The sequence below is a fragment of the Skermanella stibiiresistens SB22 genome, from assembly GCF_000576635.1.
GTDB classification, from domain to species: domain Bacteria; phylum Pseudomonadota; class Alphaproteobacteria; order Azospirillales; family Azospirillaceae; genus Skermanella; species Skermanella stibiiresistens.
This window is the reverse complement of sequence record NZ_AVFL01000013.1, coordinates 1-18,944: the sequence shown is the minus strand read 5'-3', so window position 1 is coordinate 18,944 and position 18,944 is coordinate 1. Positions and strand designations below refer to the sequence as shown.

19 protein-coding genes, 1 tRNA gene and 1 pseudogene are annotated in these 18,944 nt (G+C 67.8%); 8 read left to right on the top strand and 13 right to left on the bottom strand.

Translation table 11 applies throughout. From position 1 onward, the window contains the following. Positions 1-81: 81 nt before the first annotated feature. Positions 82-288 (top strand): hypothetical protein, encoded by a 207-nt coding sequence (locus tag N825_RS17915; protein WP_157619350.1) that lies wholly within the window; start codon positions 82-84, stop codon positions 286-288. Between the two features lie 23 nt (positions 289-311). On the opposite strand, the gene N825_RS17910 is transcribed toward N825_RS17915, so the two are convergent. From N825_RS17910 to N825_RS17890, 5 genes are all read right to left on the bottom strand, one after another. Continuing rightward, positions 312-1,343 (bottom strand): acyltransferase family protein, encoded by a 1,032-nt coding sequence (locus N825_RS17910; RefSeq protein ID WP_037454933.1) that lies wholly within the window; start codon positions 1,341-1,343, stop codon positions 312-314. A gap of 177 nt (positions 1,344-1,520) precedes the next feature. After that, positions 1,521-1,715 (bottom strand): hypothetical protein, encoded by a 195-nt coding sequence (locus N825_RS17905; RefSeq protein WP_037454931.1) that lies wholly within the window; start codon positions 1,713-1,715, stop codon positions 1,521-1,523. Positions 1,716-1,762: 47 nt separating this feature from the next. Then, a complete protein-coding gene (locus tag N825_RS17900) occupies positions 1,763-3,028 on the bottom strand; it encodes a class I SAM-dependent methyltransferase (RefSeq protein WP_037454929.1) in 1,266 nt (421 codons plus the stop codon). Between the two features lie 182 nt (positions 3,029-3,210). Next, complete coding sequence (locus tag N825_RS17895; RefSeq protein ID WP_037454925.1) at positions 3,211-4,194, bottom strand: NADPH:quinone oxidoreductase family protein; 984 nt, start codon at positions 4,192-4,194, stop codon at positions 3,211-3,213. Between the two features lie 31 nt (positions 4,195-4,225). After that, the gene (locus N825_RS17890) at positions 4,226-5,365 is read right to left on the bottom strand and encodes an asparaginase (RefSeq protein WP_084164839.1); all 1,140 of its coding nucleotides are present in this window, start codon (positions 5,363-5,365) and stop codon (positions 4,226-4,228) included. An 89-nt stretch (positions 5,366-5,454) separates the two neighbouring features. Here N825_RS17890 and N825_RS17885 point away from each other — a divergent pair, with 89 nt between their 5' ends. Beyond that, the gene (locus tag N825_RS17885; protein ID WP_037454923.1) at positions 5,455-5,988 is read left to right on the top strand and encodes an RNA methyltransferase; all 534 of its coding nucleotides are present in this window, start codon (positions 5,455-5,457) and stop codon (positions 5,986-5,988) included. A gap of 9 nt (positions 5,989-5,997) precedes the next feature. Here the strand turns inward: N825_RS17885 and N825_RS17880 are convergent, their stop codons facing one another. Then, positions 5,998-6,684, bottom strand: coding sequence for a ChrR family anti-sigma-E factor (locus N825_RS17880; RefSeq protein ID WP_051512525.1), 687 nt, complete (start codon positions 6,682-6,684; stop codon positions 5,998-6,000). After that, on the bottom strand, positions 6,681-7,352 hold the full coding sequence (locus N825_RS17875) for a sigma-70 family RNA polymerase sigma factor (protein WP_245613155.1): 672 nt from the start codon (positions 7,350-7,352) through the stop codon (positions 6,681-6,683). The genes N825_RS17880 and N825_RS17875 overlap by 4 nt, the downstream gene beginning before the upstream one ends. 168 nt (positions 7,353-7,520) lie before the next feature. On the opposite strand from N825_RS17875, the gene N825_RS17870 reads away from it, so the two are divergent. From N825_RS17870 to N825_RS17845, 6 genes are all read left to right on the top strand, one after another. Continuing rightward, entirely contained in the window at positions 7,521-8,066 is a 546-nt protein-coding gene (locus N825_RS17870; protein ID WP_037454921.1) for an invasion associated locus B family protein, read from the top strand. An 82-nt stretch (positions 8,067-8,148) separates the two neighbouring features. Continuing rightward, entirely contained in the window at positions 8,149-9,357 is a 1,209-nt protein-coding gene (rlmN, locus tag N825_RS17865) for a dual-specificity RNA methyltransferase RlmN (protein WP_037454917.1), read from the top strand. 39 nt (positions 9,358-9,396) lie between these two features. Continuing rightward, positions 9,397-9,639: a hypothetical protein gene (locus tag N825_RS17860; RefSeq protein WP_037454914.1), complete on the top strand. Its 243-nt coding sequence runs from the start codon at positions 9,397-9,399 to the stop codon at positions 9,637-9,639. 13 nt (positions 9,640-9,652) lie between these two features. Then, positions 9,653-9,907, top strand: coding sequence for a hypothetical protein (locus N825_RS17855; protein WP_037454911.1), 255 nt, complete (start codon positions 9,653-9,655; stop codon positions 9,905-9,907). A gap of 31 nt (positions 9,908-9,938) precedes the next feature. Then, positions 9,939-10,031 (top strand) — tRNA-Sec (locus N825_RS17850). 149 nt (positions 10,032-10,180) lie between these two features. Further along, complete coding sequence (locus N825_RS17845) at positions 10,181-10,372, top strand: hypothetical protein (protein ID WP_037454908.1); 192 nt, start codon at positions 10,181-10,183, stop codon at positions 10,370-10,372. A 29-nt stretch (positions 10,373-10,401) separates the two neighbouring features. On the opposite strand, the gene N825_RS17840 is transcribed toward N825_RS17845, so the two are convergent. The 6 genes and pseudogenes from N825_RS17840 to N825_RS40380 all read right to left on the bottom strand — a co-directional run. Next, positions 10,402-12,168 carry a hypothetical protein gene (locus N825_RS17840; RefSeq protein ID WP_037454903.1) on the bottom strand — a complete coding sequence of 589 codons (1,767 nt, stop codon included), beginning with the start codon at positions 12,166-12,168 and terminating at the stop codon, positions 10,402-10,404. Beyond that, positions 12,168-13,250 carry a family 8 glycosyl hydrolase gene (locus tag N825_RS17835; protein ID WP_037454899.1) on the bottom strand — a complete coding sequence of 361 codons (1,083 nt, stop codon included), beginning with the start codon at positions 13,248-13,250 and terminating at the stop codon, positions 12,168-12,170. Before N825_RS17835 ends, N825_RS17840 begins: the two co-directional genes overlap by 1 nt. Positions 13,251-13,253: 3 nt before the next feature. Then, complete coding sequence (locus N825_RS17830) at positions 13,254-15,635, bottom strand: cellulose biosynthesis cyclic di-GMP-binding regulatory protein BcsB (RefSeq protein WP_198038383.1); 2,382 nt, start codon at positions 15,633-15,635, stop codon at positions 13,254-13,256. 30 nt (positions 15,636-15,665) lie between these two features. Further along, a complete protein-coding gene (gene bcsA / locus N825_RS17825) occupies positions 15,666-17,951 on the bottom strand; it encodes a UDP-forming cellulose synthase catalytic subunit (protein WP_051512524.1) in 2,286 nt (761 codons plus the stop codon). 15 nt (positions 17,952-17,966) lie between these two features. Continuing rightward, entirely contained in the window at positions 17,967-18,635 is a 669-nt protein-coding gene (bcsN, locus tag N825_RS17820; protein WP_037454893.1) for a cellulose biosynthesis protein BcsN, read from the bottom strand. After that, a pseudogene (locus N825_RS40380) lies at positions 18,632-18,944 on the bottom strand (hypothetical protein); the annotation flags it as partial. The pseudogene N825_RS40380 and the gene bcsN, both read right to left, overlap by 4 nt.

Genomic DNA, 18,944 nt, shown 5'->3' with positions numbered 1-18,944 from the left:
AGGCAACCATCCGCCACGTGGATCACGGGTGCGGTGTGCGGGGCTCGGAACGAACGGATTGAGGTTTGGATCATGGCGTCCATGGGATTGTCTGATATCGCCAAGACGATGAGCCCGGTGCGGGCCAGCTATCAGGCGCGCGTCCAATCGCAGAACGAGGCCACCGAGCAGGTGGTCACCCGGGTCAAGAACCAGCAGGCCGAGACGCCGAAGCTGATGAGCGCCTCGTTCGACATCTCGAACCAGGGGCTCCGCAGCCGCGGCGGCAAGATCGACATCCAGGTCTGACTAACGTCAGGGCTTGGCCGAAGTCAGGGCCTCGCCGGCCCATACATGGCCCGCTCGTCGCAGCGCGGTTCCTTCCGTCCCGTCACGACACGCGGTCGTCGGCGCGGCCACGAGAACAACCACTTCAAGCCCAGCCGGTTGATCACCTCGATCGCGAGCAGGGTCCCGGCGAAACCGGCGCACCCCAAGGTCAGCATCAGGATCAGCCCGCGGGTTTCCGGCTCCATGCCGTGATCCGGGATGATCCGCTTCAGCGCCAGCAGCGAGACCGCCAGGATGATCCAGTGCAGGATATAGGCCGGTAGCGAGTTCCGTCCGATGTGGCGGAACAGGGCGGCGCCCGGCTTGTCGCCGATCCGTCCAGCCAGCAGGATCATGATCCCGATGCCGCCGATCGCCAGGGGCACGCTGGGCAGGTGGTAGCGCAGGTCGGTTTCCAGCAGCAGGACGGAGGCCGGCATCCCGAGCGTCAGCAGCGCCAGCCCTGCCACGACCCTCTTGTCCGCCAGCAGCCGGGCGATAAGGTCCTCCTTCTGGACGGCGAGATCGCCCAGCGCGAAGAAGCCCAGCAGGAACAGGAAGCGGTCGATGTACCAGAAATCGATCAGCCCCGAGACGGCCAGGGCCACCACGGCGATCGTCAGGCGCGAGACACGCCGCAGAGCCAGCATGATCAGGTAGAAGATGAACAGGTTATGCAGGAACCACAGGTGCCCCTGGGGTGCGTAGGGGATCATCGCCAGCTCGCTCCAGTAATGCGGCGTGCCGGATATCGGCGCCGCCAGCACCCAGAGCGAGCCGTAGATCAGCGACCATAGGATGTAGGGATAGAGGATGTTGCGGGTCTTGCCCGCGATGTATTCCGGCGCTCCCTTGCGGAGCGACGGACTGAGCAGCATGCCCGACAGGAAGACCATCAGCGGCATCCGGAGCGGGTTGAACATCAAGGTCAGCGTGTTCGCCCACTCGGGGACGCTGACGGAGCTTTGGGTGGCCTGATAGAGCGCGTGGTCGAAGATGACGAGGATGATCGCCATCCCGCGCAGCGTATCCATCCAGCCAAGGCGCGCTTTTCCACCCGGCGGAACCGCCGGGCTGACACTTGGCGATAGAACCATGAGCCGATTTCCACGAATGCGAATGCGTGGCGGGAACCCGGAGGGTGCCCGCGGCGGCGCGGTCCCCCCATGGGGAAACCGCTTCAGCGAAATTCGCCTGTTGGAACGGTCAGGTCAGGGCGGTGAGGTCTTGACGCAGCGTTGGCCCCGCACGGCCATGATGGTGCCGCCGGAGCGCCGCGAGGTCGGGATGAAGCCAAGCAGGACAGCCGCCACCCGGATCAGGATGACGGTGACGCGGGCTTCCTCACCCGATGTCGTCTGGACGTCCCGGTACGCCGGGCTCGTCGCTAGGATGGTTGTCCACATGCCGTCTTCTCACCTCGGCATAGGGCGGCGCCGATACTTCACCACACCTAACGTTTGGATAGGTCGCCTTGTTGCCGGCGGAGCAGGAGTTTGTTCATCCCGTTCAATGCCGCGTACATGTCCTGGAATTGTGCCATGAAGGCGGCGTGGGTCAACCCTCGATCGACTTGGGCCAATTCCTCGAACAGACGGCCCACGGTGATCCGCCCGTCGATCCGCGCCAGCATGGGTCCCGCCAGCCGGGGCAGCGCCAGATTGATGGGCACGCCTCCCAGGTCGGCGCGCAATCCCGCCCCCGGCTTCAGCCCACGCGCGATGGCCGCGCCGTCGAAGTCGCGGAGCACCGGCGCCATCTCCAGGTCGTCGGGCCGCGCCACGGCGGTGGCGGCGTCCTCGGGCCGGACCAGATACGCGACATGCTTCGCCATGCTGCCGGACAGCTGTTCCGCCAGCGCCGCCCGCGCGATCGGATCGAGGCCCTCCAGCCGCCGCAGCACGCGCGGATCGGCGATGAGGCGGGCGGGATCGTAGCGCGCCGGCTCGATGAAGGTTGTGATCGCCAAGCCGCAACCCGACACCAGTTCCGCCAGTTCCGGCACGGTATAGGCGCGATCCCGGCTGTGCAGCAGCAAGTCGAACAGGCCGGCGTCGGATTGCTGGTGGTCGTCGATGAAGGGATTGCGCTTCAGCCAGTTGGTCGCCGGCAGGGTCTTGAGCAGCCGCTTGGCGATGTCGACGCGCTCGCCGTCGGGCAGGCCATCCGCCAAGGTGCGGAGCGCGTCCTGGAGTGGGTAGACGCCGGTCCGTCCCAGCGTGCCATAGACCATGATCCCGATGCCGCCGCCCGGTTCCAGCGCCGCCAACAGCGACCGCAGCCCGGCGGCGGGGTCCTCCAGATGATGCAGCACGCCGCAGCAGTCGATGTAGTCGAAGCTCCCCAGCCCCGTCAGGTCGAGCAGCGAGCCGCCAAGGAAGCGGATATTGGTCAGCCCCCGCGCCTCGGCCCGCCGCTCCGCGATGGCGCGGGACGCGTCGGACAGATCGAGATAGGTCACCTCGGCCGCGAGACCGGCGTCGGCCAGTTGCTGCGCCAGCATGATCGTGCCATCGCCGGTGCCGCCCCCCGCGAACAGCACCCGGAAAGGCTTGTCCCGCTCGAACAGTCCCCGCTCGAACAGCCGGCCGCCGAAGACGTGATGGTTGACCTCGTCCAGATGCCCCGGCGAGCCGGTGATCAACCGCTTGGCCTCGTCGCGGGGATCTCGCGCGGGATAGGGAAAAGCCTCGTACTGGGCGCGCAGCCGGTCAGTCATTCAAGCGGTATCCAAGTATTCGATGCTCGGCCAAGTTCATTCATGTGACGTTCTTCTTAACACGGATAAAGAGGATTCACAGGATGGACACAGATCTGAGCAGCCTGATGAATCCCCACGACGCCGATCGGGATCGACGTCCTGGGATCTGTGTCCATCCTGTGAATCCTCTTTATCTGTGTTCAAGACTCCGTCACCAGCACCACCTTCCCAGTGGACCGGCGCTCGATCAGCAGCGCCATCGCGTCGCGAAACTCCGCCAGCGGCAGCCGGTGCGACACGTGGGGGCGGATGCTTCCGGCCTCGTGGAGCGCGAACAGCGCCTTGAAGCTCTCCGCGATGGTCCCTGGCGCGTGCTGGCGATAGGCGCCCCAATGGACGCCGATCGCGGCGATGTTCTTGACCAGCAGGAGATTGGCCGGGATCTGCGGGATACGCCCCTCGGCGAAGCCAATCACCAGCAGCCTGCCACCCCAGGCGACGCAGCGGAGACTGGTGTCGAACACGTCTCCACCGACCGGATCATAGATCACGTCGGCCCCGGCCCCGCCGGTCAACTCCTTGACCCGGAGGCGGATGTCCTCGGTCTTGTAGTCGATCAGGTGATCGGCGCCGCGCCCGGCCGCCACCGCCAACTTGTCCGCCGACCCGGCGGTGGCGATCACGGTGGCGCCCATGGCCTTGCCGATCTCGACGGCGGTCAGGCCGACGCCACCGGCGGCGCCATGGACGACCAGCATCTCGCCCGCCTTCAGCCCGGCGCGCTCCCACAAGGCGATATGCGAGGTGCCATAGGCGATCGGGAAGCCAGCGGCGGTCTCGAAATCCATCGTGTCAGGCAGCCGGAAGACATCCGTCGCGCGCGCCAGCGCCCGCTCGGCGTAGCCGCCGTGGTCGAGCAGAGCCATCACCCTGTCGCCCGGCGACAGGCCCGCGACGGCGGAGCCGACCTCCTCGACCACGCCCGCGACCTCAAGGCCCGGCGAGAACGGGAACTCCGGCTTGACCTGGTACTTGCCGCGGATCATCAGAGTGTCGGCGAAGTTGATTCCAGCGGCCTTGATCGCGATCCGCACCTGATCCGGCGCCAGCGATCCAGGGTCCGCCACCTCCTCCAGGTTCAGCCCCTCGGGCCCGCCCCACTCCCGGCACACCACGGCACGCATCGGCTCCCCCTTCGCTAACGCCATTCCTTGATCAGACCTGTTCCGGCCAACCCTCGGCCGGGCGGATCCCGCCGACCGCCAGACCGGCGCGGTTGGTGATGTCCGGGTGGGTGACGCCCGCCAGCTCGTTCCAGCGGGCGTCGGTCAGCACCTTGCACTGGCGCAGCAAGGCCGCCATGGCGATGCCGGCGGCGCGGCTGGCGCCATCCTCGATCTTGAGCGCGATTCCCAGCCCCAGCTTGGGCAGGACGGCGCACATCACGCCCTCGGCGCCGATCTTGATCAGCGCGTCGCCGCCGGTCGCCTCCATCATGCGAGTGTCGAAGGTGTCGCGACCGCCGATCAGATAGGGGTTGGCCGCCCAGGCGCGCCGGATGTGGGTCACGGCCTCGGCCCTGTGGTCCGGCAGTTCGCGCGGGTCGGCCAGCCTCGCCATGGCGAGCGCCACCGAGCCCAGCGGAATGGCGATGGTCGGAATGCCGCAGCCATCGACGCCCCAGGGCGCCTTCGACAAGTCGCACGCCGTCATCTGCTCGAACACGCCCAGGATGCGCTGCTGCACCGGATGGTCGAAGCGGATGTAGCCCCTGGTCGGCTCGCCCTTGCGCAGCGCCGTCGCCAGCATGCCGGTGTGCTTGCCCGAGCAGTTGTTGTGGACGGGGCTGGGCGCCTCGCCGGCGCGGATCAGCGCGTGGGCGGTGGCATCGTCATACGGCAGGTGGGTGCCGCATTCCAGGTCGGCGGGAGTCAGGCCGATCCGCTCCAGCCAAGCCGACACCAGGGTCGTGTGGCGCGTCTCACCGTTATGGGAGGCGCAGGCCAGCGCCAGTTCCTCGTCGGAGATCCCGAACGCCTCGACCGCGCCGCTCTCGACCAGCGGGATCGCCTGGAGCGACTTGACGGAGGAGCGGGCGTAGACCGGCTTCTCGAAATCACCCCAGTGGGCGACCACGTGCCCCTCCGCGTCGACGATCGCCGCGATGCCCCGATGGCGCGACTCGACGATGCCGCCCCGCGTCACCTCGACCAGCACCGGCGTCTCGGCGGCGCCGAACTCGGCGTGTCCCTCCAGAGGGCTGGCCAGGGCGCCAGAGTGGTCGTTTCCATGGTCATGCCCGCAACAGGCGTGGTCGTGGGAGGTGTGGTGGGAGGAGCCGTGGGTATCGCTCATTCGGGTTCCAGTCTGGATGCCGGTCGGTGTGAAGTGCCTCGGAACGCGTGATACTTGCCCCGGCGGAGGCGCCGGTGCAAGGTGCGCCCATGCGCGGATATTTTGCAATCGGGGTAGAGGGCGTCAGCAAGGCATTCAACGTGGGCAATCTCGTCAGGTCCGCCCACGCCTTCGGCGCCAGTTTCGCCTTCACGATCGACGCCCGGCTGGACAAACGCCAGCTGCGCGTCTCGGACACATCGGATGCCGGCGGTCACCTGCCGCTCTATCATTATCCCGACCTGGCGTCGGTGGACCTGCCGCAGGGCTGCGCGCTGGTCGGGGTCGAGCTGCTCGACATCTCGATCGACCTGCCCAGCTTCCGCCATCCGACACGCGCGGCTTACGTGTTTGGGCCGGAGCGCGGCAACCTGTCGCCCGAACTGGTCGAGCGCTGCGAGTTCGTGGTCAAGATCCCGACCCGCTTCTGCGTCAATGTCGGCGTCGCGGGCGCCTTGGTGATGTACGACCGGATGATCAGCCTGGGCCGCTTCGCCGAGCGTCCGGTCCGCGCCGGTGGCCCGACCGAGGCGCCGCCCCGGCATGTCCATGGCGAGCAGATCTACCGGACCCGCAAGGGCTGACCTCTCACGTCAGAACTTGACGAAGGGGTTCAGCAGCCGCATCAGCGGCCCGGTCAGGCGCAGCGGCGCGTCGGTCACCGCGAGGCAGACGCAGCCACCGTCCGCGTCGGCCACGGGGCTATGGTCGACCTCGCCGTCGCTACAGGTCACGTCGCCCCGGTCGTAATGCCGGCCGCCGTCGCTGAAGCCGCCCTCCACCACCATGACCAGTTCGAAGCCCTCGTGGGTGTGGCGGGGGACGGCGACGCCGCCCTTGATCCGCATCAACCGCGTCTTGAACCGGTTTGGGGCGGAACCGACAACGATATCGTGGACATCGATGCCGCTGATCAGCTTCCTCCAAGGGACCGCGCCGAGATCGCCGCCGACATAGTCGCGGAGAGGCCGCGGCAGGATCGGGGCTGATGGGATCGGCGAAGCGTCGACCGGCGGGGGTGCCGCGGGCTCGTCCAGTAGGGTCATCAGCGCCGCCAGAGCTCCCGCCGCGGGTTCCACCGGAGCCGTCTCCTCAAGCAGCACGCCGCCCACCGCCTCGTGTCCCGCCACGACGCGGCGGCAGTCGGGGCACAGTGCCAGATGGGTGGCGATCACCAGACTGGTCGGCTCGTCCAGCGAACCCGCCGCGTAATCGAGCAGAAGCGCCTCATCCGGATGATGGGCGGGATGGTGTGCCGGTGATTTGGGGTCCAGCGTCACCGGGTCTCTCCCATGGCGCGGCGCAGCCGGTCCATCGCCAGCCGAAGCCGCGACTTGACGGTGCCCAATGGCAGTCCCAGCGTCTTGGCGATGACCGAGTGCGGCTGATCCTCGAAATAGACCAGCCTCAGCAGGTCGGCCTGCTCCGGCGGCAGGTCCCGGAGGGCGGTCCGCAGCCGCGCCGCGTCCTCGACCGACTCGATCGCCATGTCGGCGCTCAAGGGCCGGTCTGGTACCAGGGCCGGGTCGTGGGGGTCGATCTCGGGGCGGCGGGCGCGCCGGATGCCGTCGATCCGTTTGTTGCGGGCGATGGTGAAGATCCAGGTGGCCGCCCGCGCCTGCCCGGGGTCGAATGCGTCCGCGCGGCGCCAGACCAGCAACATGACCTCCTGTGTCAACTCGTCGGCGTGGGACGCGCCAGCCCCCAGCCGCATCAGATAGCCCTTCAGCCGCGGCGCCACCCGCTCGAACAACGCCGCGAACGCCGCCCGGTCCCTATTCCGGGCGACCGCGACCACCAGATCGTCGAGCGACGACTCGGGGGTGGCGGGGGTCGCGCGGGCGACACCATCGACGGTGACTTCCAAGGCGGTCAGGGGCGGCACATCCGACATGACACCATTGAAGGCGAAGACACCGTCCAGGACAAGCGCGCGTGTGGCCGGCACCGGCTTTTACGCCGACGTTCCGGCGATGGATCACCGCATTAACGAATATTTTTCCATACGCGGGGCAGAAGATTGCCCACACGGTTAATTTGGGCGCTACGGGCGCTGGAAATCCTCCCTCAACCTGTATAGTGTGGCGCCATGCCGATACCACTTCGCACCTGCACAATGATCCTCCGATCCAAGCTTCTCCCGCTCGCCTCCGTTCTCCCAGCCTTCTGCCTCGCCGTCGCGACGCTCGCCTGTGGCACGGTCGCCCATGCGGCGGAGCCGCAGCTGATCGGCTCGTTCAACGACTGGAACGCGTTCTCGTATGACGAGAACGGCCAGAAGGTCTGCTACATGTCGAGCAGGCCCAAGAAGGACGAGGGCAATTACAAGCAGCGCGGCGACATCTATGTGCTGATCACCCACCGCCCGGCGGAGAAGAGCCTGGACGTGGTGAGCGTGACGACCGGCTACACCTACAAGGAAAAGAGCGAGGCGCAGGTCTCGGTCGGCAACCAGAACTTCAAGCTGTTCACCGACGGCGACACCGCCTGGGCGCGCGACGAGAAGACCGACAAGTCGCTGGTCGAGGCGATCCGCGGCGGCTCGGCCATGGTCATCAAGGGCACGTCGAACCGGGGCACCGCGACGACCGACACCTACAGCCTGTCCGGCACCTCGGCCGCCTATGAAGCGATCAACAAGGCCTGCAACGTCAAGCGCTGAGGTCGAGCGGTGAGCTTGACGCCGGGCGCCGTTGCCCAAACGGCATTTGACACCGATGGCGCGAAGGCCCATCTAGCGCGCCATGGGTGTTTCAAGTCATGCAAGCATGTTCGCGTCGTCCGCCGCCACGGCTGACGGACGCCGTAATCTGATCGGGCTCGACCGCGTCGAGTTGGCCGCCGAACTGGCGTCGCTGGGTTTGCCCGCGTTCCGCGCCCGGCAGATCTGGCACTGGCTCTATCACCGCGGCGCCACGACCTTCGACGTGATGACGACGCTGGCGAAGCCGGTGCGCGAGCAATTGGCGGAGCATTTCAAGATCGACCGGCCGGAGGTCAGCCGCGACCTCAAATCGTCGGACGGCACCGCCAAGTGGCTGCTGCGCATGGCCGACGGCCAGCAGTTCGAAACGGTCCACATCCCGGAGGAGGACCGCGGCACGCTGTGCGTCTCGTCCCAGGTCGGCTGCACCCTGACCTGCCGCTTCTGCCACACCGGCACCCAGCGCCTCGTCCGCAACCTGGAAACCTCCGAGATCATCGGCCAGGTGATGCACGCCCGCGACCAGCTGGGTGAGTGGCCGGCCCCCAAGGAGGGCCGCATGCTGACCAACATCGTCATGATGGGCATGGGCGAGCCGCTCTATAACTACGACAATGTCGCCAAGGCGTTGCGGATCATGATGGATGGCGAGGGGATCGGCATCTCCAAGCGCAGGATCACGCTGTCGACCTCGGGCGTGGTGCCGATGATGCGCCGCTGCGGCGAGGAGCTGAACGTCAACCTCGCGGTCAGCCTGCACGCCGTCACCGACGAGCTGCGCGACCGCATCGTGCCGTTGAACCGCAAGTATCCGATCGCCGAACTGCTGGACGCCTGCCGCAACTATCCCGGCGTCAACAACGCCCGCCGCATCACCTTCGAATACGTCATGCTGAAGGGGGTCAACGACAGTCTGGCCGATGCCCGCGAATTGGTCCGCCTGCTCGACGGCATCCCGGCCAAGATCAACCTGATCCCGTTCAACCCGTGGCCGGGCGCCCCGTTCGAGCGCTCGACCGACGCCGCGATCCGCGCGTTCGGCGATCACGTCAACAACGCCGGCTACGCCAGTCCCGTCCGCACCCCGCGCGGCGAGGACATCATGGCGGCCTGCGGCCAGCTGAAGTCGGACAGCGTCAAGCAGCGGGCGGTGGACCGGCTGACCGAGGAGGCCGCGGCGCGCGCCGCCGTGGCGCTGGCGGTGGCGGAGAAGGAGGCCAGCCTTTCCCTTCAGGCCGATTTGCTCTAGATCAGGCTTGGACGAGACCACCGCTGGAAATTGGCAACCGTGCAGTACTTCCTCGACCCGTTCTGGATCAATCTGGCCTCCAGCTTGGCCGTGCTGTGGCCGCTGTGGCGGATCTTCAAGCGGGCTGGCCTCAACCCGGTCTGGTCGCTGCTGATCTTCGTGTCGGTCGCGATTCCGCTGCTGGGCCAATTGCTGGTGCTGCTGGTGCTGTTCCATTCGAAATGGCCGACCCTGCCGCCCAAGCCGGCGCCCCAGCCGCGCAAGAAGCCGCGCACGGTTTAAGGAGACTTCCGGCATGGGCAATCTGAGCGAGACGGTCACGTTCTTCCGCGACGTCGATCCCAACGTGTCGCTGATCATCATCGGCATCATGCTGACCTGGACGCTGGCCGCCGGCTCGTTCCTGCTGGCCCGCCTCGGCATCAAGCCGCTCTGGGTCCTGCTGCTGGTGATCCCCGGCCTCAACGTGCTGGCGATCTGGGCCTTCGCCTATGCGCGCTGGCCCCGCTACGAGGAAGCGAAGCGTCAAGCACTCCAGACCCAGCGCTAGGGCCTGGCGGCGTTTTTTCCGATCGGCATCCGGAGGCGACAGGAGTCTGGTGGCTCCCCTGGTCTTCAAAACCAGTGGTTCGTCCAAAACGAACGGTGGGTTCGATTCCCATCCGCCTCCGCCAACTCCCCCAGTCATACACCATAAGTAATATGTGATAAAAACAAGCCGGCGGCAAGGTTATACCCGAACGACTGAACATTGCCCGAATGAATTTGTTATAAAGCGGAACGCAGCCGCCTTTTGGGCACATTCGGAATGCAAGCTACCCTAATGAACAATACCGTATCCCGGCTCGAGGCGGCCCGTGACGCCGAAGTAGAGCGCAAATTGGTGTGGGTTCCCAATACCCTCACCCCCGTCGCCCTGATCGAGATCTTCGAGGGCTGGGCCCTGGTCGAGGACTCCACCGGCCTGGTCCACGCGGTCGATGCCGATCAAGTCGAATACGCCTATCCGACCTGATCGGCCTTCCAGAACCACCACCCTCCCAATCAATCCCAGCGGCGGTTGAGCTGCGCGGTCGACAGCCGCAACCCCTCGCGGGCCTCCGAATTGCCATAGACCTCGGCCAAGCGGCGGAACGCGGTTTCCGATTCGGCGAAACGGTTGCTCTTGTAGAGGCTCCAGGCCTCGACCATGGCCAGCGACTGGTCTTCCGGGGTGAGCTTCCTGACCTGGGCGATCAGGCGCAGGGTCTCGCCGAAGGCTCCCCGATTGAAGGCGGCCAGAGCGTCCTGGCTCAGGATGCCGGCCTCCACCTTGGCCGATTTCTCCGGCGCCACCGCGGTGGCCTCGATCACGGCCCGCGCTTCGCGCGACAATCCCTGGGCGTTCTTCGCCAGCGCCAACCCCTGCGCCGCGTCGGACGCCTTGGCCGGGTCGCCGGCCGCCTGCTTCAAGGCGGCCTCGAAGGCCCGGGCAGCCTCGGCGTGGCGGTTCAGCTTCATCAGGGTCCAGCCGCGCAGGCTCTGCCCGGTGGCGGCCTCGGCACCGTGGCCGGGCTCGGTCAGGCTGAGGACCGTGGCGAAATCACCTTCCTTGAAGGCGCTGGCGGCGCGGCTCGATCCACCGCCGGTCGCCAGCACCTGTTTCAGCTTCGGCACCTTGCCGGCCCAGGTGGCGGCGAGCGCCCGGGCGTCCTCTTCCCGGCCAAGCTTCTGATAGGTGTAGACCAGCCCCTCGGCGGCCTTGGCCGTCGGCTTCCAATCCATCGAGGTTTGGAACCAGGTGCCGGCGTCGGCCCAGTTCCTGGCGTTGAAGTGGTACCAGCCCAAGGCCTCGGCGGCGCGGGTCTCGCGCTTGTCGCGGGCGGTCCGTTCGATCCAGGCCACCTCGGCGGCGTCGGAACGGCCCTTGACCAAGCGGCCCAGCGCCTCGCCCATCTTGTCCGGGGCGCTCGCGACCTGACGCTTGCCATCGGACTTGCCGTCACCCTTGCCGCCGTCGCCGTCGCCGCCAAAATCCTTGACGATGCCGGCGAAGCGGTTCTGCTCGGCCGCGGTCTTGGGCAGCCCCTGTTCCCGCTCGATCAGCGCCTTCAGCGCCGGGGTGTCGCGGTTGGCCAGGGCCTTCTGCAAGGTCGACAGGCGGAGGTCGGCTGTCGGGCAGGTCTCCAGCGCGCCGCCATAGGTCTGGTAGGCCGCCGCCTTGTCGCCCGTATTGAACTGGGCCTCGGCGAGACCCCACAGGTTCTCGATGTGCTCGCAGGTGAACAGGTCGGGCTTGCCCTTGGCTAGCGTCATGATGCCGTCCCAATCACCGCCACCGATGGCGCTGGCGATAGTCTCGCGGGTGCGCCGGGCCTCCATCAGCTCGACCAGCTTGGCCGGCGGCGACCAGCCCGGATTGAGGCTGCGCAGGATGGCCGTCTCGCGGTCGACCGCCGCGACGTCGCCGCGCTCCCAGCTCGCCCACAGCCCGCGCTCGTCCACGGCGGCGGCCTTGGGGGCGAACAGGTCGGTCGGCGGCGTCCAGCCCGGATGCTGCGCCTTCAGGCGGCGGATCTCGTCGTCGACCCGCTGATAGTCGAAACGCGAGGCGTAGGCCCGCAGCGTCGAGATATCGACCTGCTCGCCGGTCATCGGGTCGGCCGACGGTGCCGCCCGCTCCACCGTCAGGTCGACGGTGACGCCCTGGCGCATGGCCCGGTACTGGTTGTCCTGCTGGGCGAGCGAGGCGGTCGAGACGCTGGCGAGCAATACGGCGGCCAAGGTGGAGGCGGCCAGTGCGGAGGCGGACAAGATGGCGGGGGAGCGCATCACTGGAACCTTTCGGAAAAAGCGATTTTGGTGAGCAGAATCAGGGTCGCGGAGTAATAGTCGTCGGTGTCGCCAAGGCTCGGCATCATCGGCTGGGCCTGGGCGCCGAAGCGGGTCAGGACGCTGACCGCCCGGCCACCGTTGGACAGCCCGTAGGGCGCCTTGGCGTTGGTCGCGAGATCGACGGTCGCCGGAATGAAGGGGGCGCCATCGTGGCCGCTCCACCAGGAGCGGACCGGGGCGTTGAGCGCGTCGGCGTCGGCCAACCCGCCCCAGATCGTGTAGAGCGGCACCCGGATCGCGTTGAAGCCGAACACCGTCTCGAACCCCGCCGCCAGCTTGACGTCCGGTCCGGCCACCTCGGCCCAATCGGGCGGCAGGCCCATCGGGCCGATCCGGGAGCGGGTGATCGCGGCGCGGCCGCTCTCGATCACCGCCCGCCACAAAGCCTCGTCGTGGCGCCGGGCGAAGTCGTTCAGCGCCGGGAAGACCCAGTAGGACGGGTTGATCACCACCGAGGCGACCGTTCCGGGAGCATCCTTGGCCTGCCGGACGAACCCCATGGGGCCGGGGAGCAGGGTCTTGCCCAGCGCCGTGTCCACGAACATCTGGGCGCGGATGTCGTCGAGGATGGCGAGGGAGGCTTGGCGATACGTGTCGTCGTTCCACCGGTCGGCGGCGCGCAGCAGGCCCCAGGCGATCAGGATGTCACCATCGGAGGCGCTGTTCGGGTCGGTCGCCTTGCCCTGCCCCGCCTCGGGACCCGGTTCCCACTTCCAGGAGAACAGATGGTCGCCGCGCACCTGGAGATTTGCCTTGGTCCACGTCCACAACCGGTCGAACGTCGCCTTGTCGTCATAGGCGGTGGCCATGATCATGCCATAGCCCTGGCCTTCGCTGTGGCTGATCCCCTTGTTGCCGGTATCGGCCACGCGGCCTTCGGGCAGGATGAAGCGGGTCGCGAAGGCCTGCCACTCGGACTGGTAGAGGGTGGCGTCGGCCTTGGTGCTGGTGCAGGCCGTGGCGAGCACGCCCGCCCCCAGCAACGCCACCAGCGCCACGATGGTGAAGATCGCCCGCATGTCTCAGGAACCCTGCCGCTTGTTCAGCGCGAGCTGGGTCAGCCCGGTGAGGACGAGCAGACCAACGAGCGCCAGGAAGGCCCAAGCTACAGGATTGCGCGCGAAAAGCGCGTTGACGAACAGCATACGCTGATGCCAGTCGTCCGGGATATCGCCGAGGCGATAGTTGTCCTCGGGAGCCCAGGACTGCATGGCCATCGAGCCGGCGTTCCAGGCCACCGTTCCACCGGACAGCCGATCCCAAAGGGCCGGCTTGACCAGGGCGGCGACGCTCGACTCGACCGTTTCGCTGGTGGCGCCGGTGATCAGGGTGACGGTGCTCTGCGCTTTGACCGGGTTCTCGAAGGCGGCCATCATGGCGCTACCCTCATCGACCGATGACAAGCTGCCAGCGACGCGGCCGTAGCGGCTGGGCCACACCGCCTCGCGGAAGTCGCGGGACAGTTCGGAGGTCCAGGCGACCGCCCGCTCCAGCATCGCCAGATCGGCCATCGAGGCGGTGATCACGCCGGTGCCGGTCGCGGCGTTGGGCGCGCGGACGGTGTTGGTGGCCACGCCCGGCCGGGTGGCCGGCCCGGTGGCGGGATCCAGGCTGGACTGGAACAGCGGCGACTGGTCGAACAGCGTGCCGGCCGGGCGCAGCGCGTCGCGGACGCCGCGGGCGGCGGCCGGCAGGTCGGCCGCGATCTTGCCGTCCAAGGTGTCGGCCGGGCCGATCATCAGCACGTCGCCCTGGTAGCGGGCCTTGGCGCCGATGGCGAAGTTGTCGATCGGATGGCCGGCCGTCTGGGCCAGCTTGGACAGCAGGGTGAGCGCGCCGCCGATGGTGGCGTCGTCGCCGCTGGTCAGCACGACCTCGAAGTCGCGGCGCGAGCCGACCCGCGGATCGGAGGTTCCGACATAGGGGAAGCCGCCGGACGCGAACAGCTGGAGGTCGGGCAGCGAGGCGACCCGCGCCATGTCGGGGATGGTGATCAGCGAATCGCCGGAGATCGCGACGCTCTTGCCGGAACCGGGACGGACCACGCAGCCCGACGAGCCGTCGCTGCCGATCATCGGCTCGAAGGCGATCGTGTTGGTGCCCGGCCGAAGCTGGTCGATCGGCAGCAGCACCCGCTGGTTGACGACCTTGGCGCCACGCGGATCGTTGAGCGCGATCATCGAGGCGTAGCGGCCGTTGACCAGCACGTTGACGACCGAGTTGGGCGCCAGGTTGGCGGCGTAGGTGTAGTCCAGCTCCATCACGACCTTGCGGCCACCGGCCGGCAGGCTGTCGGCCGGCAGGTTCAGTTCCAGGCCGGTCCGGGCCTCGGTGCCGTTGCTGATGCCGCCGGTCGTCGCCCGCAGCTCCTTGAAGCGATAGCTGTGACCGGGCTCCTGCATCGACTGGACGCGGAGCGCCGCGCGCTTGACCTGGTCGATCGTCCAGTCGGCCGTGGCCGGCAGGGTCACCGACGGATCGGAGAACGCGGCGGCGGCCTTCATGACCTCGGCGTCGTCCCGGCCGGAGATGACCAGAAGCTGGCCGTCACCCGGGTTCACGGCGGCGCGCAGCCCGATATAGGGGCCGCGGATGTCACCCAGATCGGCGACCAGATCGGCGATGTCGCCGGCGGCGCCGACCAGCACCTTGCCGTCGCGGCCGTTCAGCGACCCGGCGGTGGCGGTGCGGTGGCGGACGGCCAGGCCGCTTTCCGGCAGCCGAAGCGAGAAGCCTTGGGCTACCAGCGCCCCGGCCTTCAGGGTCGCGTCGCTCCGCTTGGCGGGGGTCAGCAGCTCGATCCGGTCGGCGCCGGCGCCCAGGAACGAGGCGGCGTCGGACAGGTCGGCGAGGTTGCGGTCGCGGTCGGGGCCGGTGGTCTCCAGCGCGATGTAGGAATTGGCCGGGTCCAGCCGGGTCCACAGGGCGGCGGAGCTGCCGGCGTCGCAACCCCGGCTGTTCTCCTGCTGGGCCCACAGCGACAGGGTGTTCTGCCCGGTGGTCAGCAGTTCCGGCGGCAGCACGATGTCGGCGCGGAGCGCGTCGTCACCGCCGGTCAGGGGAAGCTGGGCGATGCCCTGCTGGTTCAGGTAGACCCACATCTTGGAGCGCTCGGCCACGACGGCGTCGGTCGTCTGGTAGACCAGCCGCAGCCGGGCGTCCCGCACCTTGGCGCCGGCCTCGACCGGTACGCGGAACTGGAGCTGCCCCGCCTGGCCGCGCAGTTCGAGCTGGCCGCCCTGGTTGTCCACCGAGCGCAGCGGGATGACCCGCAGTTCCTTGGCGGCCCCACCGGCGGCGGCCTCACCGGTGACCGTATCGGCGGCGGTCGCCAGACCGGGGTTGAGGGCGGCGCCGAGGCCGATCAGCAGCGCCACCTTGGCGGCGTTCAGTCTGTTCACCATGGTCGACATTCCTTGCTCAGGGCTGATCGCTCAGCGGCCGATCGGCTGGTTCAGGGGGGCGCCCAGGGCGGCGCGTTTCTTGGCGGAGGAGCGGCCGAACAAGGTCATCGACAGGCAGCGCTTGAGGCCGCGGACGAACAGGCCGAGCAGGCTCATCAGGATCGGTACCCGCTTCTGGCGGCCTTCCTGGAAGGCGACCCAGACCGAGCTGTCGCCGTAGCAGAGGCGGACCAGGTCACCGTCGTCCTCGATGTCGCGGGGCATGTACTTGACGTCCAGGATCATGCCATGGCCGGCGGTCTTGGTGCCCTCGACCACCACCGGGATGCTGCTGAGGTCCTCGCGGCCCGGAACGATCAGCTGGATCGCCGCCTTGCCGGAGGCGAAGGCCAGGGAGTTGGCGGCGACGCCCTCGACCAGGATGCGGCCCTTCTCGATCGTCGTCTCGATCAGGGTGGCCCGGACGGCGCCCTCGGGGGTGACGAAGTTCAGCGGCTTGGACCGTGGGATGGCGCCGGCCACCTGATGCCGGGCCTTTTCGAACATGACGCCGAAGGCGCCGGTCGCCAGGACGATGTTGACGAAGTGCCACGCCATGACGATCGCCAAGTGCTCGCGCTCCAGCGGGAACTCGATCCAGCGGTAGACGCCGACGGCGGTGGAGCCGAGCAAGATCGCCAGGATGACGGCGAACGGCTTGACCAGCTGGGAGACGAAGTCCTGGTCGACCGTCTCGGCCTTGGGCGTCACCTTGAAGGTCGGCTTGCGGGGGTTGACCAGCACCGAGAGCAGCGCGCCGAAGGTGAAGACCGCCTGGAGCAGTTCGTAGAGGTCGGAGACGAAGGGCCGGCGATGCTTGCCGAACAGGAAGTTGCTCATCATCAGCGAGCAGACGACGTGGAAGACCGCGAAGGCGTAGAACTCCTCCAGGCTCGCCTCGAACACCTTCAGGCCGAAGATCAGGTAGAACAGCGGCGCCACCAGGAAGGTCAGGCGGGCGAAGGGGAACAGCCAGAAGGTCGAGCTGCTCAGGTAGCACAGGCGCTGGGCGACGGTCAGGCCGCGCTTGAACGCGGGGTTCTTCAGCAGCAGGATCTGGAACATGCCCTGCGCCCAGCGGGTCCGCTGCACGATGAAGGACGAGAAGGTCTCGGGCGACAATCCGGCGACCATCGGGCGGTCGACGTAGATGCTCTTGAAGCCCTTGGCGTGCAGGTCGAGCGCCGTCTCGGCGTCCTCGGTGATGCTGGTGCCGGCGATGCCGCCGACCGACATCAGGTGGGTCCGGCGCAGGACGGCGGCGGAACCGCAGAAGAACGAGGCGTTCCAGCTGTCCAGGCCCTTCTGGATCACGCCGTAGAACATCTCGTTCTCGCTGGGAGCGCTGCCGAAGGTCCCCAGGTTGTGCTCGATCGGGTCGGGGTTGATGAAGAAGTGGGGAGTCTGCACCAGGAACAGGTCCTGGTCCTTCAGGAAGTGGCCGACGGTGCGGCGCAGGATGTCCTGGGTCGGCACGTGGTCGGCGTCCAGGATCAGGATCAGGTCGCCGTCGGTATGGGCCAGCGCCGCGTTGATGTTGCCGGCCTTGGCCGAGTTGTTGCGCTCGCGGGTCAGGTAGTTGACGCCCAGTTCGGCGCATAGCGCCTGCAGGACCTCGTGACGCTCCAGCGCCTCGGCCGCCTTGCGGGGATCGGCGTCGCGGCGCTTCTGCAGCGTGCCGCCGTCATCCAGCAGGTGGATCGCCATCTTGTGGGCGGGATAGTCGATCTGGGTCGCGGCCATCAGGGTGACGCGCAGCAGGTCGGCTTCCTCGTTGTAGCTGGGAACCAGGATGTCGACGGTCGGCAGCAGCTCGGGGTCCTCGGGCAGCGGCGCCTCGGCCCGGTTCAGCGGCCGGATGTTGACGAACATGCCCAGCACGTAGACGACCATGCCCTGGAGCTCGGCCAGGTACAGCAGCAATCCCGCGATGAAGCCCGAGCTGTCGACCGGCGGGATGGTGTAGAGCGTCCGCCAGGTGAAGTAGCGGATCGACATGAATCCGACCAGCATGATCAGCATGACCCGGAGCACGCCGGTGGGCTTGACCAGATGCAGGATGGCGAGGCCGACGAGCGCCGCGGCGCCCAGCAGGTACTGGCCTTCGAGACCGACGTCCTGGGCCGCGAACCAGATCAGCGCCGCGGTCTGCGCGACCCACATCAGGGACAGGAGGAGCGGCGTGCGCTTGTGCGGCGCGGGGGCGCGGTAAACCGGAGGAGACCCGGCCGGGCGGGGCTTCTCGGTGGATTTGGCGGCGGCGATGAGCTGGTGCATCTCGAAATTCCCGGCTTACAAGTCGAGGCGGAGGGAGTCGAACGACGCGATCAGCTCGGCCGGCTGGGCCCGGGCGTCGCAGACCCGCATCTGAATTCCGGCGCGGCGCGGGGCGCCACCATCTCCGAACCCTTGGGCGATCGCGTCGCCGTCGAGCACCTGCCAGGCCAGCACGCATTTGGCTTGGCCGGGATACTCGGCGGCGACATAGCCGTAGAGGCCGTAGCGGTTCTTGCGGATCTGCGGCTCGCCCTGGACATTGGCGCGCGGCAGCATCTCGCCGATCAGGCCGCTCAGGGCGGAGGGCGCCATGGCGTAGCGGCCGACCTTGGGAGCGTGGATGTCGGTCGCGAAGATGCTGGACGGGCCGTAGTCGAACGACGCCACCAGCTCGTTGTCGCCGGGTATCGCGGTGTTGTTGGACAGCGTCAGGGTCTGGATCAGCTCGCCCTGCGAGGTGCGCAGCTCACGCCCCGAGAGGGTGTCGGTGCCGGTGCCGCTGTTGGCGGTGTTGGCCGGGGCCAGGGCGACATGGGCGCGGGCCGGCTCGATCGGGACCCAGCGGCCGATGTCGCTGGAGCCCGACGCGCTGGAGACCGGACTGGAGGTAGTCGCGCAAGCCGAGGTCAGCAGGAGCGCCGCCACGGCCGAAGCCCGCGAGATGGTGCGGAGGGTTGGGGTCATGACACGCTCCTTGGAAACCTGGGTTGATTGGCGCCGATCACCTGGGTGAGTTCGGACACCGCCTTGCCGAGACGATCGAGTTGGCCGGTGATCTGTTCTTGCGACTGGCTCTGGACTTCCCGTTCGGCCGACTGTTCCTTGACGACCATGGTCCGCATCAGGTCGAGCAACTGCCTGTCGCGGTTTTCGAGGAACTGGAGGAACATCCTGGTCGTCTCCAACCCGTTATCCACCGGCGGTGGGGCGGGTGCCGGAGCGGGAGGCGGCGCCGGCGCGGCGACCGCTTGCTGGGGCGCCGGGGCCGGGGCC

What these genes read in the sequence shown, in the direction of transcription:
- N825_RS17915 (WP_157619350.1), top strand. Translation starts at nt 82, where the DNA reads ATGGGATTGTCTGATATCGCCAAGACGATGAGCCCGGTGCGGGCCAGC.
- N825_RS17910 (WP_037454933.1), bottom strand. Translation starts at nt 1,343, where the DNA reads ATGGATACGCTGCGCGGGATGGCGATCATCCTCGTCATCTTCGACCAC.
- N825_RS17905 (WP_037454931.1), bottom strand. Translation starts at nt 1,715, where the DNA reads ATGTGGACAACCATCCTAGCGACGAGCCCGGCGTACCGGGACGTCCAG.
- N825_RS17900 (WP_037454929.1), bottom strand. Translation starts at nt 3,028, where the DNA reads ATGACTGACCGGCTGCGCGCCCAGTACGAGGCTTTTCCCTATCCCGCG.
- N825_RS17895 (WP_037454925.1), bottom strand. Translation starts at nt 4,194, where the DNA reads ATGCGTGCCGTGGTGTGCCGGGAGTGGGGCGGGCCCGAGGGGCTGAAC.
- N825_RS17890 (WP_084164839.1), bottom strand. Translation starts at nt 5,365, where the DNA reads ATGAGCGATACCCACGGCTCCTCCCACCACACCTCCCACGACCACGCC.
- N825_RS17885 (WP_037454923.1), top strand. Translation starts at nt 5,455, where the DNA reads ATGCGCGGATATTTTGCAATCGGGGTAGAGGGCGTCAGCAAGGCATTC.
- N825_RS17870 (WP_037454921.1), top strand. Translation starts at nt 7,521, where the DNA reads ATGATCCTCCGATCCAAGCTTCTCCCGCTCGCCTCCGTTCTCCCAGCC.
- rlmN (WP_037454917.1), top strand. Translation starts at nt 8,149, where the DNA reads ATGGGTGTTTCAAGTCATGCAAGCATGTTCGCGTCGTCCGCCGCCACG.
- N825_RS17855 (WP_037454911.1), top strand. Translation starts at nt 9,653, where the DNA reads ATGGGCAATCTGAGCGAGACGGTCACGTTCTTCCGCGACGTCGATCCC.
- N825_RS17845 (WP_037454908.1), top strand. Translation starts at nt 10,181, where the DNA reads ATGAACAATACCGTATCCCGGCTCGAGGCGGCCCGTGACGCCGAAGTA.
- N825_RS17840 (WP_037454903.1), bottom strand. Translation starts at nt 12,168, where the DNA reads ATGCGCTCCCCCGCCATCTTGTCCGCCTCCGCACTGGCCGCCTCCACC.
- N825_RS17835 (WP_037454899.1), bottom strand. Translation starts at nt 13,250, where the DNA reads ATGCGGGCGATCTTCACCATCGTGGCGCTGGTGGCGTTGCTGGGGGCG.
- N825_RS17830 (WP_198038383.1), bottom strand. Translation starts at nt 15,635, where the DNA reads ATGGTGAACAGACTGAACGCCGCCAAGGTGGCGCTGCTGATCGGCCTC.
- bcsA (WP_051512524.1), bottom strand. Translation starts at nt 17,951, where the DNA reads ATGCACCAGCTCATCGCCGCCGCCAAATCCACCGAGAAGCCCCGCCCG.
- bcsN (WP_037454893.1), bottom strand. Translation starts at nt 18,635, where the DNA reads ATGACCCCAACCCTCCGCACCATCTCGCGGGCTTCGGCCGTGGCGGCG.